Source organism: Dyella amyloliquefaciens (assembly GCF_004296575.1).
Taxonomy (GTDB): Bacteria; Pseudomonadota; Gammaproteobacteria; order Xanthomonadales; family Rhodanobacteraceae; genus Dyella; species Dyella amyloliquefaciens.
Window position 1 is genome coordinate 268,862 of record NZ_SAYT01000002.1, and the last position, 25,793, is coordinate 294,654.

Consider the following 25,793-nt stretch of genomic DNA (forward strand, 5'->3'; position numbering starts at 1 on the left):
CCGGTAGCATGTACCGACATCCCCGACTCGCCCTACCGATGATCCAGGCGCCATGATTCGACTGCCCCTGCTCGATACGGCCAAGCCGGAGCATTTTCCGGACCCGCGCAAGGCATTGGACGAGCCCAACGGCCTGCTCGCATTCGGCGGCGATCTCTCGCCGCGCCGCCTGCTTGCGGCCTACGCGCAGGGCATCTTCCCCTGGTTCAACGAAGACGAGCCGTTGCTGTGGTGGTCGCCCGACCCACGCTGCGTCTTTCATACCCCGGCACTGAACCCCAACCGCAGCCTGCGCCGTCGCCTTGCGCAGGTGTCGTGGCACATCACCGTGGACCACGCATTTCGAGAGGTGGTGGAAGCCTGCGCCGCACCGCGCCCCGGCCAGAGCGGCACGTGGATCGTGCCCGCCATGGTCGAGGCCTATACGCGGCTGCATGCGCTCGGGCACGCGCACAGCGTCGAGGTCTGGGAACAGGAACGACTGGTCGGCGGCATCTACGGCATTGCCGTCGGCCGCCTGTTCTGCGGCGAATCGATGTTCAGTCGCGAGAGTGGCGGCTCGCGCGTCGCGCTCGCCGCACTCGCCCAACTGCTACGCCAGTGGGACTTTCCGTGGATCGACGCGCAGGTGACCAATGCCCACCTGCTGGCGTTGGGCGCAGTGGAATACCCACGCCCACAGTTCCTGCGCACCGTGAGCCAGCTCGCCCACCTGCCAGGACAGCCGGGCCCGTGGAAGGAGTTCACGCCGCTGGCCCAGGTGCTTCCTTCAGGCAGCCGCTGAAGCCTGGCGCGACTGCGCGGCCCGGTACGAACCCAGGATGTCACCGCGCTCCGGCACTTCGCCCGTAGCCAGCGCCTGCAGCCACTCGTTCGTACCCAGCACCGCCGCGAACCGCGAATGCTCGACCACGCTGAACACGCGATGGATCTCCTCGGCACTCGCGTAACCGGCGCGGTTGGCGTACGAGACGGCACCGGAGGCATCGTGCACGAACTCGACCGACAAGCCGCGATCGAACGCATGCTTGATGGTGGTGTCGTTGCAGTTGTGGGTCATGTAACCCACGACGGTCACCGTGTCGATGGCATGCGCCTCCAGCCATGCGGCCAGGCCGGTGTCGCTGAAGGCACTGGGCAGCGGCTTGTTGAACAGCGCGTCGCGATGGCGCCAGGCGACCTCATCGTGCAACTGCCAGCCATGGCTGCCCACGGAGAATGCCGGTCCGTTCGCGGGTGAATCCTGCTGGATCACGATCACCGGCACGCCCGCCGCCGTGGCGGCGTCCATGATCCGGGTGATGTTGGCCAGCGAGCCGGACGAAGGCGGGTATTCGATCTGCAGGTTGCCGGTGAAGTACTCGTTCTGCACGTCGACCACGATCAGCGCGCGGCGGGGAGAGACAGCCATGGCACAGCTCCTTGCGTGTTTGGATGGAGTGCATGGTGCGCCGGCGGCGCACTTGCACACGAGTGGCCTGAAGGACAATGATCGATGTGATCGGGCCACCAGGAATATCCCTCATGCGACGCATACGCATCGCCGTGGTTGCCTTCGAGGGCATCCTTCCGTTCCATCTTTCCGTGCCCTGCGCGGTGTTCCAGTCACCCTCGCCGGAAGGCAGTTCGCCGTTCCGCCTGCGCGTGTGCTCGGCCGAAGGGCGACGCCTCACCAGTGCCGCGGGCTTTTCCATCGGCACGGACTACGGATTGGACGAACTGGCGCACGCGGACGTCATCATCGTGCCCTCCTGGCGCGACCCGGCCGAAATACCGCCGCAGGCGCTGCTGCTGCAGCTGCGCAAGGCCGCGGCGCGGGGCAAACGTGTGGTCGGCCTGTGCCTGGGCGCCTATGTACTGGCCCACGCCGGCCTGCTCGATGGCCGGCAGGCCACCACCCACTGGGGCTGGGCGAACGATCTGGCCGAGCGCTTTCCCCAAGTACAGGTCGATGCCGATGTGCTCTACGTCGATGAAGGCAACATCGTGACCTCGGCCGGTGCCGCCGCCGGCATCGACTGCTGCCTGCATCTGGTGCGCGAGATGCTGGGTGCGGACATGGCCAATCGCATCGCCCGGCGCATGGTCGTACCGCCGTTCCGTCGCGGCGGGCAGGCGCAGTTCATCGAACAACCGATGCCCGAGGCGCCGTCCGATCGCCGCATGGCCCGATTGCTCGAACAGGTGCAGCGCCACCTCGACCAGGAGCACAGCCTGGACGACATCGCGGAAAAGGCCGCGATGAGTCGCCGCAGCTTCACCCGCCACTTCCGCCAGCTCACCGGCAGCAGTTTCGGCGACTGGCTGTTGTCGCAACGCCTGAGCGAAGCACAGCGCCTGCTCGAGACCACCCAGCTGCCGCTGGAGCGCATCGCCGCGACGATCGGGCTGGGCTCACCGGTAACCTTGCGGCAACACTTCCAGCGTGCCTACCGCACCTCACCCACGCAGTACCGACGCACGTTCTGCGCCTCCCTCGGGTAGCGTATTGCGGCCGGGCTCCAGCAGAACGAAGCCGTTATTTCCCGGGAGAGATCATGACCCGGCAAGCAGAGAGCGCGCGACACCTCAGGCGACGACAAAGCCCCACACCTTGAGCAGTTCGTGGATGCCGTTGATGACGAACTGCACGCCGATGCATACCAGCAGGAAACCCATCAGGCGCGCCAGCGCATCGATGCCCGTCTCGCCCAGCCACTTCATGATGCTGGTGGCGCCGCGCAGGCAAAGCCAGAACACCAGGGCGAACAACAGCGTCGTGGTGATCGCCACGGCGTGCATCATCGGCGTGAACAGCACGCCATTCTCGGAGGCCGCCGCCGAAGCACTGATGATGAAGGCGATGGTGCCCGGGCCGGTCGTGCACGGCATGGTGAGCGGAATGAACGCGATATCCGGCAGCTTGGCCGTCGATTCGTGCGAGGCCATCTCCGCCTGCACTTCGTCCTCCGCCACGCGCGCCGGGGGAAACAGCATGCCGAAACCGATATAGCTGACGATCAGGCCACCGGCGACGCGCAGGCCAGGGATCGAAATGCCGAACCCACTGATCACCGCATTGCCAGCGTAGAAACACACCAGCAGCACGACGATCGAATAGATCGTGGCCCGGTTGATCTGTCGATTACGCTCCGCCGCGGGATAGCGCCCCGTTAACGCGAGCAGCACCGTGGCGCTGGTCAGTGGGTTGGCAATAGGCAGGAGGCCCAACAGGCCGAAGGCAACGTAATCCAGGAAGGCAAGCATGGACTTCCACTCCCAATACGGTGAGCACAGCCTAACGGCGACGCCCGGACGTTAGAAGCATCCGCTTTCTGCCAGTGGCGCCTCGGGCCCCATGATGGCCGCCGATGATTGCAGCTCGCCTGCCAGGCCAGTCGCTCAGTGGCTCGCCACCGGATCCAGCCCAATCGCCTTCAGCTCGTCGTAGTGCCGCAGGAACAGCGCCACCATGTCCGGATCCAGCTGGCCGCCCGCCGCCTTGCGCAGATAATCGATCACTTCGTCCTCGGGCCAAGCGGGCTTGTAGACGCGCGGGAAACTCAAGGCATCCCATACGTCGACCACGCTGAAGATGCGCGCCGCGAGTGGAATGTCTTCGCCACCCAATCCACGCGGATAACCCGTGCCGTCCCACCGTTCATGGTGCGCATACGGAATGTCGATCGCTGGACGCAGGAACGCGGTGCGCATGAGCAGGTCACGCCCCAGCGTGGGATGCGTACGCATCACGGCGGTTTCTTCAGGGGTAAGCGGCCCCGGCTTCACCAGGATGGCATCCGGCAACGCCAGCTTGCCGATATCGTGGAGCAGCGCCCCGAATCGCACGTTGCGCAAACTGTCGCCCTCGAGTCCGGCGATGCGCGCGAGTGCCACCGTCATGCGCATGACGCGCTCGGAATGATCTCGGGTTTCCTTGTGCCGGGCGTCCATGGCGGATACCAGCACGCGCAACGACTGCTCGTTGCCGCCAAGCAACATGTGATTGAGTCGATCCAGCCGGCGCATGTCGCGCCCGATCAGCCAGTACAGCAACGCCCCGGTAAGCACCACGAAGATGGCGCCCTTCAGGCTGTGCAGCCAACCCAGCGTGCGCTCGTCGTAGCCCAGCGAAAACACCAGGCGATCGGACAGGTAGACCCATGCCAACGCCAGCGTCACATAAATGGCAACAGTGCGAATTTGTGGCCTGACGGTCACCGTTCCTCCCTATTCGCCGTCCCGGCATCCGCCCGGAACTGTCACAGCGCGTGCAGCATACCCGTAGACGTGGCGCCTGCCAGGCGACCCAGTCACGCTCCCGTGGATCATGCGTCATCCGGCTCGAGCAGGACATCCACCGATTGTCCTGCGCCCAGCTCGGCAGCCATGGCGAGCGACTCTTCCAGCAACAGCCAGAAGCCGCCCGCACGCTCCACCACGAGCGCACGAAACGTCTGTCCATTGAGGCTGCCACGGACACGATGTCCATGGCCGCATCGCCACAACGGACGCGCCGGCGTGGACCATTTGGTAATCGGATCGAACGGTAACGGCACCAGCCATTGCTTCTGCCCACTCTGAACAACGGCACGAAACGCTACTGCGCGATGCCTGTTCATTCCCTGCCCCCAAGGCTTACCCCGCCATGAAGATAACGGACGCGGGCTTGCCTGTGTGAGGGTGGATGGGCTCTTTCAGGTCGACAAGCCGCAAACCGGCACCCCGGAAGCTGGCCATCCAGCCGTCCAGGGTGCGGAAGTACCACGGGGCTGGCTCGCCGAAGCCCTCGCCGCAACCGGCCCAGGAACCTTCGCGCCAGCCATCGCGGTAGGGCTCCACGCCAGCCGACCAGGGATGGATCGTCTGCACCAGCAGCACCCCGCCCGTCTCCAGCAAGCCAGGGACGGCTGCCAGCAAGCCATCGACCGAGGCATGCCCCAGCAGGGAGAAATTGCATACCACGACATCCGCGCGCTCATGCAAGGCACCGGCGGCCACGTCTTCATAGGACATGACCCTGAACGAGCCACCGCCCTGCTTCTGCGCGGCGTCCACCAGCGACGGCACGACATCCACGCCCGTCACCTCGATGCCTGTCGCGGCCAGCATCCTGGCGAGCCAGCCCTCGCCGCAGCCCAGGTCGATCACCTTGCGTGGCGTGCGCGAAAGCACAGCCTCGACGATGGCCCGGTCGGTCACCAGCTTGCGGCTTTCGATGACGCCGCCACGCACGGCACGTTCCCATGCCTGCGCGTTGGCCTGCCAGGCGTCGAGGATGAGTGCTTCGCTCGCGACGCCGTTCATGCGTCGCTTCAGCCAGCCCGGCTGGCGTACTTGGTGGCCACGTAGTTGTCGAGGATGCCGATGAACTCGTTGGCGATGTTGTCGCCACGCAAGGTCATGGCCTTCTCGCCATCAATGAATACGGGTGCCGAAGGCGCCTCGCCATTGCCCGGCAGCGAGATGCCGATATTGGCGTGCTTGGATTCGCCCGGGCCATTGACCACGCAACCCATCACGGCGAGCGTGAGGTTCTCCACGCCGTCGTACTTCACGCGCCACAGCGGCATCTGCTCGCGCACGTGCGACTGCACGGTACGGGCCAGTTCCTGGAAGAATTCGCTGGTGGTGCGACCGCAGCCCGGGCAGGCCGTGACCAGCGGGGTGAACGCACGCAGGCCCATGGTCTGCAGCAGCTCCTGCGCCACGATCACCTCGCCGGTGCGCGACGCGCCCGGCTCGGGCGTCAGCGAGATGCGGATGGTGTCGCCGATGCCTTCCTGCAGCAGCACGGCCAGTGCAGCGGACGACGCCGTGATGCCCTTGGAGCCCATGCCGGCCTCGGTCAGGCCCAGGTGCAGCGCATAGTCGCAGCGGCCGGCGATATCGCGATACACCGCGATCAGCTCCTGCACGCCCGAGACCTTGCACGAAAGAATGATGCGATCGCGCGGCAGGCCGATGTCCTCGGCGCGAATCGCCGAATCCAGCGCCGAACGGATCAGCGCCTCGCGCGCCACATGCGACGCATCCCAGGGCTCGGCACGCTTGTGGTTCTCGTCCATCAGCATGGCGACCATGGACTGGTCGAGCGAACCCCAGTTCGCACCGATGCGCACCGGCTTGTCATAGCGCAGCGCCATCTCGATGATCGAAGCGAACTGGCTGTCCTTCTTCTTGCCGAAACCGACGTTGCCGGGATTGATGCGGTACTTCGCCAGCGCCTCGGCGCAGGCCGGCTCGGCTTCGAGCAGTTGGTGACCGTTGTAGTGGAAGTCGCCGATGATCGGCACGTCCACGCCCATCATGGCCAGCTTGTCGCGGATGCGCGGCACCGCGGCCGCGGCGGCCGGCGTATTGACCGTGATGCGCACCAGCTCGGAACCCGCGCGGGCCAGCTCGGCAATCTGCCTGGCGGTGCTCGACGGGTCTTCGGTGTCGGTATTGGTCATCGACTGCACCACGATGGGTGCGCCACCGCCGACCGTGATCTTGCCGATCTTGACGCCGACACTCGGACGACGCGAAGCGGGCTGGGCGGAACGGGGGGAGGAAGACTGGTCGCTCATGGATGGATTCGGCTGCACTTCGGGGCCGCGGGCGGGTGCGGCAACTGCAAGAGGATAACCGAATGCCCCGGGCCGCCCTAGCAAGCCGGAAACGTGGTTCAGCGATGCGGCATAAACGCGCAGCACAGCCATTCCCGTCCCGCTTGCGAGGATCATGGCGCCCTGGATACCGAGCAAGGACCAGGAGGCCTCAGCGCACCATGCTTCAGACATATTCACGCCAGGATGGCGCCAACCGCATGACCCCTTCGCCCTCCTGTGCAGGCTGCGGACATGCCTCCGTCTGCCAGGCCAGCGGCTATGACCGCGCCGAGCTCTCGGGCCTGCGCCATATCGCCGAACGCATCGGCCCGCTGCGCACCGGGGAGTACCTCTACCGCCCCATGTCGCCGTTCCGCGCGCTCTATGCCGTCCAGTCGGGCATGGCCAAGACGGTGGCGGTGGACGTGGCGGGCCGCGAACAGGTGCTGGCCTTCCATCTGCCGGGTGAAATGATCGGCCTGGACGCTATCGATCGCGAGCTGCACGAGAACGCCGTGGTGGCGCTGGGCAAGACCCAGTTCTGCCGCTTCCCGTATTCAGCCGTGCGCCAGGTCGCCATGGAGCAGCCGGAGGTGCCCTGGCATCTCATGAATGCCGCGAGCCATCGCATCTCCCGCCTGCAGCTCAGTGGCGGCAACTACCTGGCCGAAGAGCGCTTCGCCGCCTTTCTGGTCGACATGCGCGATCGCCGTGCGTTGCTGGGCCTGTCCGCCGACTACCTGCCTCTGCCGATGTCCCGCGCCGATATCGGCAATCACCTGCGCCTCACCACGGAAACGGTGAGCCGCCTGCTGGGCCGCTTCCGCCAGCGCGACCTGGTGGCCCTCGACCGCCACGGCCTGCACGTGCTCAACCTGCCTGCCCTGCGCGAACTCGGGCAGTCGCTGCTGATGAGCTGACGCGATCACCGCAGGGGCGCGGACTGCGCTCCTGCGGGCCAGTGGCACGCTTTCACATCAGGTGAAGCCCGTCGAACGAACGCCGTTCCATGGACGCCAGGTCCACGCCTTCCAGGCAACGCACGTTGACGGCCACCATCTCCGCACCCGTCTTCGGATCCTTGCCATAGGCAAAAGGCTGGCATCCACACTGCGTGCAGAAGCGATGGTCGATCACGTGCCGGTTGAACTGATAGCTCGACAAGGCATCGTCGGCCGCGTGCAGGTGAAACTGCTCGCGCGGCACGAACCACAGCAGGAACCCCTTGCGGCTGCAGTGCGTGCAATTGCACTCCACCACGCCGGCGGGATCGCCTTCTACCTCGAAGGTGACGCGCCCGCAATGACAACTACCCTTCTGCATCTTCGCCTCCGTCCTGTTCCGGCTTGACGCTCGCCGGTTCTGCCGGGCTCCCTGTCCTGCGCAAGGCGGCCCTGAGCAGGCGACGCCACAGGCGGTCGCTCATGCCGGCCGGCGCGTCGAAACCCATCCGGGTGATCGCCTCCATTTCACCACGAACCATGTCGCCAGGCTTGAGGGCAGCACCAAGGATATCGAGCCGCCCGCGCCAGCTGTTCCCGCGCGCTTTCAGCCAGGTGAGCGCCGGCAACAGTTGCTGCTCGACTTCAGTGAAGTCGCTGCCGAAGGGGAATGCCACCAGCGCCCCCTTGACCTGCCAGGGAGCCAGCGCGTCGCGAAGGAATTCCGGTCGATTGTTGCGCCAGCGCTCCGGCACCTGGAAGTCCGCTGCCAACTTGCCGTGCGCCTTGGCTTCGGCGCACAGGGCATCGATGAAGCGCGCATCAGAAACGGCGAGCATCGCTTCGATGCATTCGCTGTCGGTCTTGCCGCGCAAGTCCGCGACGCCGTATTCGGTGATGAACAGGTCGCGCAGGTGGCGCGGAATCGTGGTGTGACCGTAATTCCAGCGGATATTGGTCTCGACTCCGCTGCGTCCTTCGCGCGTCGAACGCAACAGCAGCACCGAGCGGCCATCCGGAAGCTCGTGGGCCATCGCCACGAAGTTGTACTGGCCACCGACTCCGCTGACGACTTCGCCGTTCTCCAATCCATCGGAAACGGCCGAGCCGAGCAAGGTTGCCATCATGCAGGTGTTGAAGAAGCGCGCGCCGCGACGCTGCAGCGAAGCAAGCACCTGATGATCGCCGTAGAGTTGGTTGACGTTGGAAACGCGGCACATGTCCAGCGCATCTGCGTCTTCGGCCTCTAGCGCCGCCACCCAGTCGTACAGCGCCTTCGAGCCAAGGAAGAACGCGCCGCGCAGGTAATGGCCACCCGGCGTTTCGGGCGACAACCGCCCACTGGCCGCCGCGCGCTCCAGGCCGATGTTGTCCCACGCGCGTCGCTTGAGGATGCCCGCCTGCTGCAGGTGCATGAAGCCATCCATCACCATTTCGCTCGCGCCATAGAGGCCGGTGCGCAGCGGCGCGAGACCGCCTATGCGCGTCGCCAGGGCATGGGTGCCGCCGCGCGGATCGAGCGCCACCAACGCGCGACGCCACTGCGTGTTGTCCTGCTGTCGCCAGCGCAGGGCATGCACCAGCGCATCCGACAACGCACCGATGCCGATCTGAAGGCAGCCACCGTCGCGCACCAGCGCGCTCGCGTGCATGCCCAGGGCGTATTCCACGACATCGAGCGGCTGCCGGGGCACGGCAAACAAGGGCGGCGATGTCTCGGTGCGCAACTCGATATCGAAGTAATCGCGCGTCACTTCGGCATGCCCGCTCACATAGGGCAGGTCCGGATGCACCACCGCCACGCAGAGCGGGCGTGGCTTGCCGGACTGCACGACCTGTTCGAGGAAGTCGAGCGTGAGGTCCGGGTTGCAGGACAGGCTGTAACGCACGCCTTCCGGTGTCTCGCGTCGCGCCACCAGCTGCACCAGCAGGTTGATGTCCTGCACCGCGAGGTCGCGCGCGACATGGGTGTAGTTCTGGCTGATGTAGTTGCGCTGCGCACTGCCCGAGTGCAGCAAGGCACCGGACTGCATGTAGAACTCGTGGACCGCCACGTTTGAAGGCAACGCGTTGCGCGCCTGATCCACGGCATACTCGGGATCGACCGCATCGGCGCCGAAGTGGCGCTCCACGAAGGGGCCGAGGAAGCGGGCTTCAAGGCCGGGCGCAGGCCGCGGACGCGTCAACGAAAGCGCTGTATAGAGCGACAGCGAGCGCGACGTGTCCGCCTTGGTCAACCGATAGATCGCGTTGAGCAAGCCATGCGGCTTGCCGAGACCCAGTGGTGCAGCGACGCGCAGGTCCGGGCCGAGTCGCTCGGCGATGTGATGGGCGCAGCCTTCGATGTCGGTGAAACACTGCTCAGGCGACATGGAACGAGCATGACAGAAGGTTCATCGGGACGACACCACCAGTCGAGTGATGCGTATTGGACGCACGCACGGGGTGAACGCGGCTTGAAGAAAGCCGGATGACATGCCCTACTCTCCCCCATGAATCCGAAGCTCGCGTCCGCGCCTGCCCGACTGCTAGCCGAACAGGCGTTGAGCCGCGCCGCCGGTGCACCGCTGCTTGGTGGCAATGCCGTCGAGCTGCTGATCGATGCCGCCGCCCACTATGACGCGTGGCTCACAGCCATCCGTGGCGCCCGCCAGCGAGTACTGCTGGAGAACTACATCATTCGCGACGACGCCGTCGGGCGGGAGTTTCGCGACGCCCTGGTCGAATGCGCCAAACGCGGCGTTCGGGTCGCCGTGGTGTACGACTGGCTGGGCTGCAAGGGTCAATCGCGCGACAGCTTCTGGCGACCGTTGCGTGCGGCCGGCGGCGAAGTACGCGCCTTCAATCCGCCGCAGCTTGGTCAACCCTTCGGCTGGATCAGCCGCGATCACCGCAAGCTGCTGGTGGTCGATGGCGTGCACGGCTTCCTTTCCGGCGTATGCATCAGCCAGAAATGGCTGGGCGATCCGGCGCGCGGCGTGGCGCCATGGCGCGATACCGGCGTGGCGCTTCGCGGCCCGGCTGTCGCCGAAATGGAGCACGCCTTCGCCGAAAGCTGGGCGAACATCGGCTCGCCACTGCCCCCTTTCCCGACACGCCCCGAACCACAGGAGCCGGCCGGCTCGGTGGCCCTGCGCGTCATCGCGACCCAGCCCGCCACGGCAGGCATGTATCGCCTCGACCAGCTCATCGCTGCGATGGCGAAGCGGACGCTATGGCTGACCGACGCCTACTTCATCGGCATCGCGCCTTATGTGCAGGCCCTGGCTTCGGCGGCGCGCGATGGCGTGGACGTGCGCCTGCTGGTGCCTGGCAGCAGCGATATTCCTGCTGTGGCCGGGATGTCGCGATCCGGTTACCGGCCGCTGCTGAAAGCTGGCGTCCGCGTCTTCGAATGGAACGGCTCGATGCTGCACGCCAAGACCGCGGTGGCGGACAAGCTCTGGGCGCGCGTGGGCTCCTCCAATCTCAACGTGGCAAGCTGGCTAAGCAACCGCGAGATCGACGTGGCGGTCGAAGACAGCGGCTTCGCCCGGCAGTTGGCCGAGCAGTACGAGCGCGACCTGGAACACGCCACCGAAATCGTGCTCGCTCCGCGCCGCTGGCGGCCACACCGGGACCACGTGCAAAGCAAGGTGCCTTACACCCAACCACGCCCGCGCCCCATGGGCGGCAGCTCGGGGCGCGCAGCGGCGGGGGCACTGCGCATCGCCAATACCGTAGGCGCCGCGCTGACGGACCGACGCGTCCTGGGCGACACCGCCTCGGGCCCGTTGATAACCGGCACCCTCGCCCTGACGGCGCTAGCCGTCGTGGGCTTCCTCTGGCCCGCCGTGATCGGCTGGCCTCTGGGTGCCGTGGCCGCCTGGCTGGCCCTCAACTTTGGGGTTCGTGCGTGGCGATTGAGAAGGCGGTTTCGCCAGCGCGCGGTGGAACTCGACGACCCACCGCAGGATTAATAATTAACTATCAATGAGATAGGCGGCTTGCTTCAAGATCTTGCTATGCTTGATCCGGCAAGCGAATGTAATCCAAGCATTCATGCCTCTCCGGTCGTGCTAGGCTCCCGCGTCCATGCGCTCGCCCGACGACTACAGCCACGACCCCGGCGGTAATCCGCCTCGCCAGATCCTGACGCCCAGTTCGCTCAACCGGCTGGTGCGTGATCTGCTGGAGGACGCGCTGCCGCTGATCTGGATCGAGGGCGAGCTGTCCAACGTGGCGCGCCCGGCGTCGGGACACCTCTATTTCACCCTGAAAGACGCCGGCGCCCAGGTGCGCTGCGCCATGTTCCGCCCCAAGACCGGTTGGCTGAAGTTCCGCCCCACGGATGGCATGCATGTGCTGGTACGGGCGCGCGTGGGCCTGTACGAACCGCGCGGTGAGTTCCAGCTGGTCGCCGAGCACATGGAGCCGGCCGGTGAAGGCGCCCTGCAGCGCGAATTCGAGCAACTGAAAGCACGCCTGGATGCCGAGGGCCTGTTCGATCCGGCACGCAAGCGCCCCCTGCCGCGCTATGCACGCCGCATCGGCGTCATCACCTCGGCCACCGGCGCGGCGATCCGCGACGTGCTCAGCGTGATGTCGCGGCGCTGGCCGTTGGCCGAGGTCGACGTGCTGCCCGTACCCGTGCAGGGTCGCGAAGCACCGCCGGCGATCACCAGCATGCTGCGCAAGGCATCGGCCAGCGGTCGCTACGATGTCTTGCTGCTGACCCGTGGCGGCGGCTCACTGGAAGACCTGTGGGCGTTCAACGACGAACAGGTGGCCCGCGCGATTCATGCGAGCGCCGTGCCAGTGGTGTCCGCCGTCGGCCACGAGATCGATTTCAGCATCGCCGACTTCGTGGCGGACCTTCGCGCCCCCACGCCCTCGGCCGCGGCCGAATTGCTGGTGCCCGACGCCGCAGCGATGCAGCGGCACCTGCAGCAACTGCAGCAGCGCCTCGCCGTGCTGGAACAACGCAAGCTGCAGTCGCGCATCCAGCGCGTGGATCATCTCTATGCACGCCTGCAGGCGCAGAAGCCGCAGGCGCGACTGGCTCGTGACCGCGAGCGACTGGTCAACCTCCAGCGAAGGCTGCTTGGCGTGCAACGCGAGCAGGCCCGCATGCGTAGCGTGGCGCTGGAACGCGCCCACGCACGCCTGATCGCCCAACATCCACGGCTGCGCCTGCTGCTGTTGCGCCGCCGCCTGGCGGAACTGTCGCAACGCCTGCGCCAGTCGATGGAGCGACGCCTGGAACGCGAGCAACTCACGCTGCGACAGGCGGCTCGCGCTTTGCATGCGATCAGCCCGCTGGCCACGCTGGACCGCGGTTACGCGATCCTGTTCGATGAGCAGGGCAAGGTCGTGCGTTCCGCGCAAGGCGTCACTGAAGGGGCAAAGCTGCGGGGGCGGCTTGCGGATGGCGAGCTGCCTCTGATTGCAGGCCCCAACCCCGCACAGGGAGCGCCGAAAAAGCAGTGACACGAGCTTTCTGTAGGAGCGCACCCAGTGCGCGATCGCAGAACCGCAGCATCACCGCTCCGTAGGCTTTTCGCGCACTGGGTGCGCTCCTACAGGCGAGCGTGCGAATCGATTCGGCTCACGCGATGTGAACGATCCATCCCGCATCCTTCGCGTTCCGATCACGGGAGCGCGGCATGAAGGCAGCGGCATTGTTCGTGAAGGCACTGGAAGCCGAAGGCGTACACAGCATTTTTGGTGTGCCGGGCGAAGAAAACCTGGACCTGGTGGAAGCACTGCGAGATTCATCGATCCGCCTGATCGTGACCCGCCATGAACAGGCCGCCGGTTTCATGGCCGCGACATGGGGGCGACTGACCGGCGAAGCCGGCGTGGCGCTTTCCACCCTGGGCCCCGGCGCCACCAATCTCGTCACCGCAGCGGCCTATGCGCAACTCGGCGCCATGCCGATGCTGATGATCACCGGCCAGAAGCCGATCCGCGAACACAAGCAGGGCCTGTTCCAGCTGGTCGACGTGGTGGACATGATGCAGCCGCTGACCAAGTACACACGCCAGCTCGTCTCGGCCGCGACGATTCCGGCACGCATCCGCGAAGCTTTCCGCCGGGCGGAAGAAGAACGCCCCGGTGCGGTACACCTGGAACTGCCCGAGGACATCGCCCGCGACAGCGTCGAGGAAGCAATCCTGCTGCCCACCGAGTACGCGCGCCGTCCCTCGCCCGACGATGCCGCCCTGGTGCAGGCCGCCGAGGCGATCAGCAAGGCCAGGCATCCCATCCTGATGATCGGCGCGGCCGCCAACCGGCAGCGCACCACGGTGGCGTTGCGCGCCTTCATCGACAAGCTCGGCATCCCGTTCTTCACCACGCAGATGGGCAAGGGCGTGATCGACGAGGACCATCCGTTGTGGCTGGGTAATGCGGCGCTGTCCGATGGCGACTTCGTGCACCGGGCCATCGACGCGGCCGACGCCATCGTCAACGTCGGCCATGACGTGGTGGAGAAGCCACCGTTCCTGATGCGCAAGGGACGGCGCACGGTCATCCACATCAACTTCTCCAGCGCCGAGGTCGACGCGGTTTATTTTCCGCAGATCGAAGTGGTGGGCGATATCGCTCACACCGTCGAACGCCTCACCGATGCGCTACAGGCACAAGAGCACTGGAACTTCAGCTTCTTCGATCGCGTGCGCGAGGCCTTCCACAAGCAGCTGGAGGAGCATGCGAGCGACGATCGCTTCCCCATGCACCCGGTGCGCGTGGTGGACGACACGCGCAGCTTCATGCCTGACGACGCCGTGCTATGCCTGGACAACGGCATGTACAAGATCTGGTACGCGCGCTACTACCGTGCACGCCAGCCCAACACCATCCTGCTCGACAACGCGCTGGCCACCATGGGCGCCGGCCTGCCCTCGGCGATGGCGGCGAAGATGGTCTACCCCGAGCGCAAGGTGCTGGCGATCTGCGGCGACGGCGGCTTCATGATGAATGCGCAGGAGCTGGAAACCGCCGTACGCCTCAAGCTCGACCTGGTGATCCTGCTGCTGCGCGACGACGCCTACGGCATGATCCGCTGGAAGCAGGCCGAGATGGGCTACGCCGACTACGGCATGACCTTCGGCAACCCGGATTTCGTGAAGTTCGCCGAAGCTCATGGCGCTCACGGCCACCGCCCCGGCAGCGCCGGCGCATTCCTGCCCACGCTGCAGCGCGTGTTCGACGCCGGCGGCGTGCACCTGATCGATCTGGCCATCGACTATTCGGACAATCACCGCATCCTCAACGAAGAGATCCGCCGGCTCAGCGCAGCCGTCTGATCGTTGGAGTCTCCATGCTCGCCAAAAGCTATCCCTACTACCTCGCCAACCAGCCGCAGACCTCGAAAGAAACGATGGACGTGCTGGACAAGTACAGCGGCAAGGTCGCCACGCGCGTGGCCGTACCCGATGCCAAGGCCACCGAGAAAGCCATCGCCGCTGCGGTGAAGGCCACCGGCCCCATGCGTGACTTCAAGCCATGGGCACGCCAGCAGGTCTTGCAGCATTGCGCGCAGCGCTTCGCTGAGCGTCGCGAGGAACTCGCCTATGCGCTATGCGTGGAAGCCGGCAAGCCGATCAAGGATTCCGACGGCGAAGTCACCCGCCTCATCGAGACCTTCCGCATCGCCGCCGAGGAGGCCGTGCGCGTCAACGGCGAAACCATCAACCTGGAGCTCGCCAAGCGCCTGGACGGCTATCACGGCTACACCAAGCGCGTGCCGCTGGGGCCGGTGTCATTCATCACCCCGTTCAACTTTCCCTTGAACCTCGTCGCCCACAAGGTGGCGCCGGCGATCGCGGCCGGCTGCCCGTTCGTGCTCAAGCCGGCCGAACGCACGCCGATCGGCGCGCTGATCATCGGCGAAGTACTGGCCGAAACCGACCTCCCCAAGGGCGCGTTCTCGGTGCTCACGCTGGACGGCAAGCACGCCAACCCGCTGGTGGAAGACCCGCGCTTCAAGCTGCTGTCGTTCACCGGCAGCCAGATCGGCTGGGACCTGAAGACGCGCGCCGGCCACAAGAAGGTGACGCTGGAACTGGGCGGCAACGCCGCCTGCATCATCGACGCCGACCAGGGCCCGCACCTGGATCGCGTGATCGATCGCCTGGTGTTCGGCGCGTTCTACCAGTCCGGCCAGAGCTGCATCAGCGTGCAGCGCATCTACGCGCACAAGGACATCTACGACGAGCTGAAGAAGCGCCTCGTTGCGGCCGTGAAGAAGCTCAAGGCCGGCGATCCGAAGAAGAAGGACACTTTCCTTGGCCCGATGATCGACGAGGCCGCGGCCGAGCGCCTGCACGGCTGGATCGAGGAGGCCCGCAAGGCGGGCGGCAAGGTGCTGTGCGGCGGCAAGCGCGACGGCGCCATGCTGGAGGCGACCCTCATGGAAAGCGTGCCGACCAGCGCCAAGGTGCATCGCCAGGAAGTGTTCGGCCCCTTCGCCCTGCTCTCGCCCTACCGCGACTTCGACGAGGTCGTGGCCATGGTCAACGATTCGGACTACGGCCTGCAGGCCGGCATCTTCACCGACAGCCTCGCCCATGCCATGCGCGCCTGGAACGAGCTTGAGCAAGGCGGCGTGGTCGTCAACGACGTGCCCAGCTTCCGCGTGGACAACATGCCCTACGGCGGCATCAAGCTCTCCGGCATCGGCCGCGAGGGCGTGCGCTGCGCCATCGAGGACATGACGGAAATCCGGCTCATGGTGATGCGCGAACTCTGAGTGCAGCGTCGCGACGCCAGGCTGACCGGCGCCGCGAGCTTTTACGCCCCATGAACCCGCTTTCGCCGCTTGTGGCGCCCGGGTGCCGGGTGGTGTTCAATCTTCACACCCAACCCGGCATGCCCCGATATGCCCCTTGCCCCCGGTGGAGCCCGACGGATGCCCACGAAATTAGCCTTGTGTCTGGGCGCTCTGCTCATGAGTGCCAGCGCCCTGGCGCAACAGGCCCCGCCAGCGCCCACCACGAGCTCGCCTGAAACACCCGCCAAACCCATCAACCTGCAGGCGGTCACCGTGCGGGGAGCACAGCCCGGACCGGCGCTGTGGGAGGTTCGCAAGGGCGATCATGTGCTGTGGATCCTCGGCACCATCTCGCCGCTGCCGAAGTACGCCACCTGGCAGTGGACACAACTGGAGCAGGCACTGGGGAAATCCAGCGAGATGCTCGAGGCGCCTTCGGCACGCCTGAAGATGCCGCCCAGCCTGTTCTCCCGCCTGGCACTGCAGCCGGCGGCACGCCTCAACCCGGGCGGTGCGACGCTGGAACACCTTCTGCCCTCCGACATGTACGAGCGTTGGCGGGTGTTGCGGCGCGAGTACCTGCATGACGACGACGCCTACGAGTACCAGCGCCCGATCATCGTCGCCGAGCAGCTGTTCACCCAGGCGCTCAGCGCCCACGGCCTGACGGGCGACACCGACATCGAGGACATCGTCGAGAAGCTTGCGCGCAAGCACGGCGCCCGGCAGGTGCCCGTTCGCTATGAACTGGTGATACGCAAGGTAGCGGAGCCCACCGGAAGCGTGGACAGCGACCAGCAGCAGGGCATCGCCTGTCTCGACGAGACGATGCAGATCATCGAGCACGACATGTCCAAGCTCACCGAGCGCGCCAATGCCTGGGCCACCGGCGACACGTCCACGCTGCAAAAGCTCATGCAGGGCAGCCGCGAACCTTGCGTGGTGAGCGCGATCAATGGTGATTTCGAGCATCAGCTCAATGTCAACGACCTGCCCCAACGCATCAACGCTGCATGGGTGAAGGAAGCCGACCTCGCGCTCACGCGCAACCGGCGCACGGTCGCGGTACTGACGATGGAACAGTTGATGTCGCCCACGGGCTATCTCGCGACGCTGAGGTCGATGGGCTACCTGGTGCAGCCGCCGGCCGACCTCAAGCAGTAATCAGTACCAAAAAAAAGAAGGCCCGGCGCGCCTTGCGGCGGCCGGGCCTTTGTCTTGCCTGTGCGGCTTACTTCGCGCCGTAGAGCTGGGCCGCATCCGCCTTGAACGAGGATGCACTGCCGTCGCGGCTATAGAACATGTGACCGCCCGGATACACCGACAGCTTCACGCGCTGCTGCTGACCGAAGGTCGGCATCTGGTCGATGATCAGGCGCGAGGTAAAGAACGGGCACGACAGGTCGTTGTAGCCGTGCACGATCAGCACCTTCATGTTCGGGTCGTTGGCGATCGCCTTGCGCAGGTCGGCCACCGGCTTGTCGTCGGACTCACCGCGATCCCAGGCGTTGTTGACGGTGAAGGACAGCGCCTCGTAGTGCGCATCCGTCTTCCAGCCCACCTCGCGCGTCACGAAATCGACCATCGCACTGGTGGTCGGCGCCAGCAGCGCCTCGAGGATCGGGTCGCCCGACTGGCGACGCGCCGAACCCGGGAACGGATCGAATGCGGTGACGTTGGAGTCGTACACACTGCCGATCTTCTTCTCGGTACGGTGGATCTCGCGCAGGTAGGTGCCGATGTCGACGCGACCGTCGAGCTTGGACACCACGGACGGATCAAGACCGGTGTAGCCCGACACCCTCTGCACCATGCGACCGATCGCGCCCGGATCCGAACGCCCCGCCAGGAAGTCGGTGACGAACTGGGTGCGGACATAGTTCTCCACATCCGTCATCGCAGCCGGCGTCAGTCGGCCCTGGGATTCCAGGTGGGCCGCCGTCATCGACGGCAGGTTGATCATCCACGGCAGCGGCGACAACGCATCGCCATCACCGATGGCGGCCGGATCGAGGTACGGCGACACCATCACCAGGCCGTTCACGCCCACGCCCATGTGGGTCTGCAGTTCATAGGCAATGCGCGGCGCGCGATAGCCACCATAGCTTTCGCCCATCACGTACTTGGGAGCGCGCAGGCGGCCGTGCTTGACCAGCCAGTCGTACACCACGCGCGAGAGGTACTTGATGTCCGCCTCGGTGGAGTAGAAATCCTTCTTGGTCTTGTCTTCGTCCTCCAGCGAACGCGAGAAGCCGGTGCCGACCGGATCGATGAACACCAGGTCGCTCATGTCGAGCCAGGTGTTGGGGTTGTCCTTGGTCACGGCTGCATCGGACGGCGCATCGCCATCCACGCCGAACTGGATGCGCTTGGGCCCGATCGCACCCATGTTGAGGTACACCGACGAAGCACCCGGACCGCCGTTGAAGGCGAACGTCACCGGACGATGCGGGTCGTTGCCCGGCACCACATAGGCGGTGTAGACCACGTCGGCGATCTTCTTGCCCTTGGCGTCGCGCACCGGGATGGTGCCCACGGTCGCCTCATAGGACACCGTACGGCCACCCACGCGCACGCTCTGCTTGATGGTCTTGTCGGCCGGCAGCGGCGAGAGCTCCGCGTCGGCCTTCTTTTCCGCCTCGGCAGCCGGCTTGGCGTCCTTGCCCTCGGCCGCCATGGCGAGCGACCACGGCGACATGACCACGCCCAAGGCAAACACGGCAGCAAACCAGGCGGCACCACGCCCCGCGCGGGCGGTGCGACCACAAACAGGCAAATCTAGCTTCATCAGGAATCTCGCAAAGGCCAAATGGCAGTTAGCTACGCAGATGCCCGACACGCACGCTCCCCGCTGCGCTCAACAGACGCAGCCATGCTGGTGTCGGATGCAACCGCCATAGAAGCGGCAGGCCAACCGAGGACACCAGTGCCGTTAGGCACGGGTCGAGCAAGCCAACCTGCCACAACCCCGCAAAATCGTACGCGACCCGCTCAGCGAGGCAGGTAGTCGTTCGGTTCCACGAGCTGGAAGCCCGGCGTCTCGCTCACGCATTGCCGCAGCAGGAATGCGTGGCCGCTGCCGTAGAACACCACGATATGGTCGCCCGGCTTCGCCAGCTGCAGCAGGTTCGCGCAGATGAGGAAGTTGCGGCGATACCAGGCGGTGAGCAGCTCGGCACCGGGCTGTTCGCTACCCGAACCCATGCGCAGCGCGGTGCGGTAGAAGCTGTTGTCCTGCTGGATCACGGCCGGGTCGTTGACCCGCCGCAGCGCCGCCGAAAGGCCCTGCTCGGCGAGCAGCCGCTGCTGCTCGGCCATCTGGCGGTCGACCTTGGCACTCTCGGCGTCGAGCAGGCCGGCGAGGCCATGCGCATCGGCATAGGCCTTGACGGGCTCATAGGGAAAATCGCCATCAGCGTCAATGCCATACACGCCGGTGGAATGGGCCGTCCTGGCCAGGCGAAAGCCAAGCTGCACGACTTCGTTGCGCGACGGCGCCAGCGTGCCGGCCAGATACTTGGGATAGCGCTCGTCGACCGCATCACGCGGCCACTCGACGGCAACCTTGTCGGGCTTGAACCGCGCCAGCGCATCGGTGATGGCGGCCAGCTCCGCCTGGCGCTTGGGTGCCAGCACGTCGTCCACCTTCATGTTGTGGAGATCGTGACCCGGGTTCGACAGGTGGAAGAGGCCAACCATCATGACCTGGACGGGTTCCGGCTTCGATTGAGCGATCGTCGTTGGCGCGGCCAGCGCCATGATCAGGCCAAGGGTTCCGGCTGCAACGGTCTTCCACGAACGAGCTGGCAACATGTGCATCTCCTGAGGCAGATCACGCAGGCGACCATCGCCGGCCGCCTGCACGCAAAGTCCGGCTTGGATGCCTCGGGGTGCAGCAGGGTTTAATGGAGGCGGCGCTCGGCTCAGGCCACCTCGCGCCACTGGAAGTAGCGGCGATGGGCCATCTGCAACAGCTCGCGGTCTTCGTGCGTGTCGCCATAGGCGTAGACGACCGGATAGGCATCGACGTCGTATGCCGCGCGAACCCGACGACGCTTCTCCGCACCCACGCATTGCGCGCCCCTGTATCTCCCGGTGAGCCTGCCCTGATTTCTCTCCAGCTCCGAACACAGCAACTCAAGACCGTGCTGCCGACACCAATGGGAGAGATAGATATCCAGCGCACCGGAGACCACCACCACGCGGTCGCCCTGCTGCTTGTGCCAGAGGATGCGTTCGAGCGCATTGTCGCGCACGGCTCGGGGAATGATGTCTCGGGCGAAACGACGCCCCTGCTCGTTCGCATGCGCCTCGTCCATACCCTGCAGGCCAAGCCGGACGGCACTCGCACGCATGGTGTTGGAAGGCACGATGCCCAGCTTGTAGCCCAGCACCATCGGCGACAGCAGCAGACCGCCCCAACGCAACCTGATCGACGGCACGGCAAATTCCAGAAACGGACGAAACAGCTCCCTGGTGGTGATCGTGCCATCGAAATCGAACAAAGCCAGATTCATGCATTCCCTTTACTAGATTCGGGTTCTCGTTCTTGTGTAGGAGCGCACCCAGTGCGCGATGGGACTGCGCGTCATCGCGAAAGGCATTCGCGCACCGGGTGCGCTTCTGCATGGCGACGCTATTCGGCTACGACCTCCGCCAATCGCAGACGCGACACATCGCGCAGCGGTGGCGCGCCGAAGTGGCGGCTGTATTCGCGACTGAACTGCGACGGGCTTTCGTAGCCCACACGATGGGCGGCAGTTGCCACGTCGCATTGCGCGGCCAACAACAGTCGCCTCGCCTCGTGCAGCCGCAGCTGCTTCTGGTATTGCAGCGGACTCATGGCCGTAATCGCACGAAAGTGGTGATGCAACGATGAACTGCTCATGTTGATGCGCCCTGCCAGCTCGTCGATGCGCAGCGGTTCGTCGTAGTGCCTGCGCAACCACTCGATGGCGCGCGACACCTGATGCCCCTGACTGCCCGAGGTGGCTATCTGCACCAGCCGCGAGCCCTGGCCGCCAGTGAGCAACCGATAGAGCACTTCGTGCTCGATCAACGGCCCGAGCATGGCGAGATCGCGTGGCGCATCGAGGAGACGGACCAGACGCAGCAGCGGATCGAGCAGCCCTCCATCCAGGGGACTCAGCGAAATGCCGGTTGCAGGCGTGCCCGCCGCCCGATCGTCCACCACCTCGGGCAACATCTCGCGTATGCGAGCCATGTCGAGCCGGAACGTCAGGCACAGGCAGGGCTCGTTCTTCGTTGCGCGCAGCACCTGCGAAGACACCGGCACGTCCACCGACGTGACCAGATAGGAGGCAGGTTCGTGCACGAAGGTCTGCTGCCCCAGCAGGATCTGCTTGGCCCCCATCAATGCCAGGCCAAGCCCCGGCTCATACATGGCGCAGACAGGGACTCCCGGCGAATCGGCCCGGAACAAGCTGAGCGCCGGCCACGCCGTGGCATGCACGCCCTCTGTAGCCGCCAATCGTTCAACCAGGGCCGTCAATTCCTCGCGATCCTGCTCGAGACGAGAGTATTCCGAGGCACTTGAAGGCTTGCTGTTCATGACCTTATCGAAACATTGAGCAAAACAAGCTTGCCTGTTCCTGCACATGATGACGAGTGCCCTTTCCACCTTCGCGCAGGATCAGGCAAGGATCAAACAGGATCCGACTACCCGACACACGCGCTTGCCCGCCATACTTCAACGTCTACGCATTCGTCACCCGTCCCCAGGAGTTATGCATGGCTCTCTCCATCCGCGGCTACGCCGCTCAATCGGCCACTTCCCCGGTTGCACCCCATCAGTTCGAACGCCGCGACCCGCGGCCTGACGATGTGGTGATCGACATCCTCTATTGCGGCGTCTGCCATTCGGATCTGCACCAGGCTCGCAATGAGTGGCACAGCAGCATCTATCCGGTGGTGCCGGGCCACGAAATCGTCGGCCGCGTCAGCGCGGTCGGCGACAGGGTCGGCAAGTTCAAGGTCGGCGAAATGGTCGGTGTCGGCTGCATGGTCGACTCCTGCCAGCACTGCGGCTCCTGCAGCGCCGGCCTCGAGCAGTACTGCGAGAACGGCGCGACCTGGACCTACAACGACAAGGATCGCCATGACGGCCTGCCGACCTTCGGTGGCTACTCCGAGCGCATCGTCGTGTCCGACAAGTTCGTCGTGCGCATTTCCGACAAGCTGGATCCGAAGGCGGCGGCACCGTTGCTGTGCGCCGGCATCACCACCTGGTCGCCGCTGCGCCACTGGAAGATCGACAAGGGCAGCAAGGTGGCGGTGATCGGCCTGGGCGGCCTGGGCCATATGGGCCTGAAGTTCGCCAAGGCGATGGGCGCCGACGTGACCCTGTTCACTCGCACGCCGGACAAGGAAGCGGAAGCCCGCCGCCTTGGCGCCGACCATGTGGTGCTGTCCACCGATGCGAAGCAGATGGCTGCCGTGGCACGCCAGTTCGACTTCATCCTCGACACCGTGCCCTCGCCGCACGACCTCAACCCGTACCTGGGCACGCTCAAGCTCAATGGCGTGCTCTGCCTGGTAGGCCTGCTGGAGCCGATCGAGCCAGCGGTGCAGGCCGGCATGGTGATCCTGGGTCGCCGCTCCATCTCGGGCTCCGCCATCGGCGGCATCGCCGAAACACAGGAGATGCTCGACTTCTGCGCCGAGCACGGCATCGCCAGCGATATCGAGGTCATCGATATCAAGGACATCAATACCGCCTACGAGCGCATGTTGAAGAGCGACGTGAAGTACCGCTTCGTGATCGATATCGCGTCGCTCAAGGCTGCCTGAGCAACCAGGGGCGCGGCTCTCAGGCCGCGCCCTTGCGCCCCAGATGACGGCTTGCCTCGCGCGCCTCGCGCAGACGACGCGCGTGAGCGGCCAGCAGGTCACCGCGAGTGAGTATGCCGACCATGTGTCCGCCACCTTCACCGCCCATCACCACCAGACGACCCACGTCGGCCTCGACCATGTGATCGGCAGCCTCGCGCAAGGTGTGGGTTTCGCGCACCATCAGCGGCGGGCGACGGACCAGCGAGCCCACGAGTGCATCCGCGGACTTGTCCGCAGCCAGCAGATCACGACGCGTCACTACACCCAGCAACCGTCCATCGGCATCCAGCACGGGAAAGCCCTGGTGCCGGGTCTGGGCATTGTCTTCCCCGAGCCAGTCACGAACTTCGCCCAGCGACTGCGCTGCGCGCAGGCTCACCACATGGCGACTGCAAGCCTCACCGACGCTGATGCGCTCCAGATGATCGGCCGCGTACTCCGACGGCACGTGCACACCGCGACGCGCGATCTTCTCGGTCATGATGGTGTGGCGCATCAGCAGGCCGGACACCAGGTAAGCCGCCGCACAACCGGCGAGCAACGGCAACAGCCCCTGCGTCTGCTGCGTCGTCTCGAACGCGAATACCACCGAGGTCAGGAACGCGCGCGAGGCACCGGCAAAAATAGCCGCCATGCATACCAGCGCAGCCATGTGCGGATCCACGTGCAGGCCCGGCAACCACGCAACGCATGCCGCACCCATCACGCCGCCAAGGGCGCCACCGATGGTGAACATCGGCGCCAACGTGCCGCCCGAGGTACCGCTGCCCAGCGCCACCGACCATGACACCAGCTTGAGCAAACACAGCGTGAGCATGGCCGCCATGCCGATCTGCCCGCTGAGCACGATCGAAATATTGTCGTAGCCCACACCGAGCGTCGCCGGCATCACATAGCCGACCACACCCACCACCACGCCGCCAAGAGCCGGCCACCACATCCAGTGGATCGGAAGCTTCTCGAACGCATCCTCGATGCCATAGGTGAGCTTGGTGATACCCACGCTCGCCACGCCTGTCACCAGCCCCATGACCATATAGGCGGCCAGCGCCGCCAGCGTCGGCGCGGCCAGCGCCGGCATGGCAAACATCGGCTCGTTGCCTTCCAGCACATAACGCACACCCGTGCCCACGGCGGCGGCAAGCGCCACCGGGATCAACGAACGGGCGCGACGTTCGAACAACAGGAGCTCGAGCGCGAGCAGCACCGAGGAGATCGGCGCGGAGAACACCGCCGCCATACCGGCGGCCGCACCAGCCGCGAGCAGCGTCTTGCGCTCATCGGCCGTCACATGGAGGAACTGGCCCAGCAACGATCCCAGCGCACCGCCCGTGGCAATGATCGGACCTTCGGCACCGAACGGGCCGCCCGTGCCGATGGCAATGGCCGACGAGACCGGCTTCAGCCAGGTCATGCGTGGCGGGATGCGGCTTTCGTTGAGCAGCACCTGCTCCATCGCCTCGGGGATCCCGTGGCCGCGGATGGCTCGCGAACCCCAGCGGGCCATGGCGCCGACGATCAACCCGCCGACCACTGGCACGACGATGACCCACAAGCCCAGATGATTTCCGGCGGGACTGCTGAATTCGGTACTCACGCGCCCATAGAACGCCAGGTTGGTCACCAGGCCGATCAACGCCGTCAGTGCGCGAGCGACCAGCGCGACGAGGCCACCCAGGGCCATGGCCAGCGCGGCGATCCACGCCACCCGCAGCTCCAGTGGACGGAACTGCCGCGGCATGTGTGCCTCGGTAAGCGCCGGATCCAGCGAAGGAGCAAGCGGAATCGCCGCACGGGTGTGCGGATGGGGCGTCGAATCGGTATCCATGGGGGAAACCCGGCTGGTTAATCCACCAAGGTTACGTGGATATAACCGCCGTAGCTGGCTGGAAAATGAACGGGGTGCAGCCACTCAATCGCCCAGACGGGGCGATGGCGGCGCGTTCATGCCGAGGGCGTTGTAAACGTAGTAGCGAAGGATGCCCAGGTACTCGTGCATGCAGGCGTCCGTCAGCAACACATTCCACGAGTCGGGGAAGAGCTCCCTGCGCGGATTGACCCAGTCACCCGCCACGGGTTGCGGCTCGATGCCGAAGTGCCCGAAATACAGCAACGAGCGACGCAGGTGCACACCGGAAGTCACCAGCACCACGTGCTGCGGGGCCTGGGCCACGAGGATCGGACGGCTGAACTGGGCGTTCTGCCAGGTCGTCATGCTGCGCGTTTCGAGCAGGATGTCCGTCTCGGGAATACCCAACCGACGCAGGGCACGACCGTACACCACCGACTCCGCCTCGCCATGATCCTGCGAGTCTCCACCGGTTACCAGGAGCCTGCACACCTTGCCGGCCGCGTGGCATTCGCTATACAGCTGCGCGGCACGCAGCACACGGCCATCAGCGAAATACGAAGGCTGCAGGGGCTCGTCACCAACCACCGCGGTTCCGCCGGCCAGCAGCACGATCACATTGGTTCCGGCCCAGTCGATCCGCGGCGCCGGCGAATAATGGCCCTGCAAGGGATGCAGCAGGATGCGCGGTATCGCACCCGACCCCACTGCGAACAACAGCACCACCGTCAGTGTCGCCATCACCGTGCCGAAGCGACGCCAGCGTCGCCGAAAGCACCACCACGCGAGCAGCATCATCGCGAACAGGACGGAGAGCATGGGTT

General features: G+C 65.6%; 23 protein-coding genes. 9 read left to right on the forward strand and 14 right to left on the reverse strand.

All coding sequences use genetic code 11. The features are described from left to right. Positions 1-52 precede the first annotated feature (52 nt). Complete coding sequence (gene aat / locus EPB08_RS05740; RefSeq protein ID WP_130618122.1) at positions 53-784, forward strand: leucyl/phenylalanyl-tRNA--protein transferase; 732 nt, start codon at positions 53-55, stop codon at positions 782-784. Here aat and EPB08_RS05745 read toward each other — a convergent pair. Further along, positions 770-1,411, reverse strand: a complete 642-nt coding sequence (locus EPB08_RS05745) for a cysteine hydrolase family protein (RefSeq protein WP_130618123.1) — start codon at positions 1,409-1,411, stop codon at positions 770-772. The two genes, aat and EPB08_RS05745, sit on opposite strands and share 15 nt — an antisense overlap. A 113-nt stretch (positions 1,412-1,524) precedes the next feature. On the opposite strand from EPB08_RS05745, the gene EPB08_RS05750 reads away from it, so the two are divergent. Then, on the forward strand, positions 1,525-2,484 hold the full coding sequence (locus EPB08_RS05750; RefSeq protein WP_130618124.1) for a GlxA family transcriptional regulator: 960 nt from the start codon (positions 1,525-1,527) through the stop codon (positions 2,482-2,484). 84 nt (positions 2,485-2,568) lie between these two features. On the opposite strand, the gene EPB08_RS05755 is transcribed toward EPB08_RS05750, so the two are convergent. From EPB08_RS05755 to ispG, 5 genes are all read right to left on the reverse strand, one after another. Beyond that, positions 2,569-3,246 carry a MarC family NAAT transporter gene (locus EPB08_RS05755; RefSeq protein WP_130618125.1) on the reverse strand — a complete coding sequence of 226 codons (678 nt, stop codon included), beginning with the start codon at positions 3,244-3,246 and terminating at the stop codon, positions 2,569-2,571. A gap of 135 nt (positions 3,247-3,381) precedes the next feature. Then, complete coding sequence (locus EPB08_RS05760; protein ID WP_130618126.1) at positions 3,382-4,200, reverse strand: HD-GYP domain-containing protein; 819 nt, start codon at positions 4,198-4,200, stop codon at positions 3,382-3,384. Between the two features lie 107 nt (positions 4,201-4,307). Next, positions 4,308-4,601: a DUF1905 domain-containing protein gene (locus EPB08_RS05765; RefSeq protein ID WP_130618127.1), complete on the reverse strand. Its 294-nt coding sequence runs from the start codon at positions 4,599-4,601 to the stop codon at positions 4,308-4,310. A gap of 16 nt (positions 4,602-4,617) precedes the next feature. After that, complete coding sequence (locus EPB08_RS05770; protein WP_130618128.1) at positions 4,618-5,286, reverse strand: class I SAM-dependent methyltransferase; 669 nt, start codon at positions 5,284-5,286, stop codon at positions 4,618-4,620. An 8-nt stretch (positions 5,287-5,294) separates the two neighbouring features. Next, positions 5,295-6,551: a flavodoxin-dependent (E)-4-hydroxy-3-methylbut-2-enyl-diphosphate synthase gene (gene ispG / locus EPB08_RS05775; protein ID WP_130618129.1), complete on the reverse strand. Its 1,257-nt coding sequence runs from the start codon at positions 6,549-6,551 to the stop codon at positions 5,295-5,297. Between the two features lie 200 nt (positions 6,552-6,751). On the opposite strand from ispG, the gene EPB08_RS05780 reads away from it, so the two are divergent. After that, positions 6,752-7,492 (forward strand): helix-turn-helix domain-containing protein, encoded by a 741-nt coding sequence (locus EPB08_RS05780; protein WP_165418419.1) that lies wholly within the window; start codon positions 6,752-6,754, stop codon positions 7,490-7,492. A gap of 52 nt (positions 7,493-7,544) precedes the next feature. Here EPB08_RS05780 and EPB08_RS05785 read toward each other — a convergent pair whose 3' ends face one another. Continuing rightward, complete coding sequence (locus EPB08_RS05785) at positions 7,545-7,895, reverse strand: GFA family protein (protein WP_130618131.1); 351 nt, start codon at positions 7,893-7,895, stop codon at positions 7,545-7,547. After that, positions 7,882-9,885, reverse strand: coding sequence for an acetyl-CoA hydrolase/transferase C-terminal domain-containing protein (locus EPB08_RS05790; RefSeq protein WP_130618132.1), 2,004 nt, complete (start codon positions 9,883-9,885; stop codon positions 7,882-7,884). The genes EPB08_RS05785 and EPB08_RS05790 overlap by 14 nt, the downstream gene beginning before the upstream one ends. A 120-nt stretch (positions 9,886-10,005) precedes the next feature. On the opposite strand from EPB08_RS05790, the gene EPB08_RS05795 reads away from it, so the two are divergent. From EPB08_RS05795 to EPB08_RS05815, 5 genes are all read left to right on the forward strand, one after another. Then, the gene (locus EPB08_RS05795) at positions 10,006-11,472 is read left to right on the forward strand and encodes a phospholipase D-like domain-containing protein (protein ID WP_130618133.1); all 1,467 of its coding nucleotides are present in this window, start codon (positions 10,006-10,008) and stop codon (positions 11,470-11,472) included. 115 nt (positions 11,473-11,587) lie between these two features. Then, positions 11,588-12,982, forward strand: coding sequence for an exodeoxyribonuclease VII large subunit (gene xseA, locus EPB08_RS05800; RefSeq protein WP_130618134.1), 1,395 nt, complete (start codon positions 11,588-11,590; stop codon positions 12,980-12,982). 176 nt (positions 12,983-13,158) lie between these two features. Further along, complete coding sequence (locus EPB08_RS05805; RefSeq protein WP_130618135.1) at positions 13,159-14,802, forward strand: acetolactate synthase large subunit; 1,644 nt, start codon at positions 13,159-13,161, stop codon at positions 14,800-14,802. 14 nt (positions 14,803-14,816) lie between these two features. Further along, positions 14,817-16,247 (forward strand): aldehyde dehydrogenase family protein, encoded by a 1,431-nt coding sequence (locus tag EPB08_RS05810; protein ID WP_130618136.1) that lies wholly within the window; start codon positions 14,817-14,819, stop codon positions 16,245-16,247. A 198-nt stretch (positions 16,248-16,445) separates the two neighbouring features. Next, on the forward strand, positions 16,446-17,432 hold the full coding sequence (locus tag EPB08_RS05815) for a TraB/GumN family protein (protein WP_165418420.1): 987 nt from the start codon (positions 16,446-16,448) through the stop codon (positions 17,430-17,432). Positions 17,433-17,499: 67 nt separating this feature from the next. On the opposite strand, the gene EPB08_RS05820 is transcribed toward EPB08_RS05815, so the two are convergent. The 4 genes from EPB08_RS05820 to EPB08_RS05835 all read right to left on the reverse strand — a co-directional run bounded on the left by EPB08_RS05820 (position 17,500) and on the right by EPB08_RS05835 (position 21,840). Next, positions 17,500-18,966 (reverse strand): S10 family peptidase, encoded by a 1,467-nt coding sequence (locus EPB08_RS05820; protein WP_130618628.1) that lies wholly within the window; start codon positions 18,964-18,966, stop codon positions 17,500-17,502. Positions 18,967-19,259: 293 nt separating this feature from the next. Next, on the reverse strand, positions 19,260-20,081 hold the full coding sequence (locus EPB08_RS05825; protein ID WP_130618138.1) for a DUF5694 domain-containing protein: 822 nt from the start codon (positions 20,079-20,081) through the stop codon (positions 19,260-19,262). A 110-nt stretch (positions 20,082-20,191) separates the two neighbouring features. After that, on the reverse strand, positions 20,192-20,785 hold the full coding sequence (locus tag EPB08_RS05830; RefSeq protein ID WP_130618139.1) for an HAD-IB family hydrolase: 594 nt from the start codon (positions 20,783-20,785) through the stop codon (positions 20,192-20,194). Between the two features lie 119 nt (positions 20,786-20,904). Further along, a complete protein-coding gene (locus tag EPB08_RS05835; RefSeq protein WP_130618140.1) occupies positions 20,905-21,840 on the reverse strand; it encodes an AraC family transcriptional regulator in 936 nt (311 codons plus the stop codon). 179 nt (positions 21,841-22,019) lie between these two features. On the opposite strand from EPB08_RS05835, the gene EPB08_RS05840 reads away from it, so the two are divergent. Then, the gene (locus EPB08_RS05840) at positions 22,020-23,078 is read left to right on the forward strand and encodes an NAD(P)-dependent alcohol dehydrogenase (protein ID WP_130618141.1); all 1,059 of its coding nucleotides are present in this window, start codon (positions 22,020-22,022) and stop codon (positions 23,076-23,078) included. Positions 23,079-23,097: 19 nt separating this feature from the next. Here EPB08_RS05840 and EPB08_RS05845 read toward each other — a convergent pair whose 3' ends face one another. After that, positions 23,098-24,861, reverse strand: coding sequence for a chloride channel protein (locus tag EPB08_RS05845; RefSeq protein WP_130618629.1), 1,764 nt, complete (start codon positions 24,859-24,861; stop codon positions 23,098-23,100). Positions 24,862-25,032: 171 nt separating this feature from the next. After that, the gene (locus EPB08_RS05850) at positions 25,033-25,788 is read right to left on the reverse strand and encodes a YdcF family protein (protein WP_130618142.1); all 756 of its coding nucleotides are present in this window, start codon (positions 25,786-25,788) and stop codon (positions 25,033-25,035) included. Positions 25,789-25,793 lie beyond the last annotated feature (5 nt).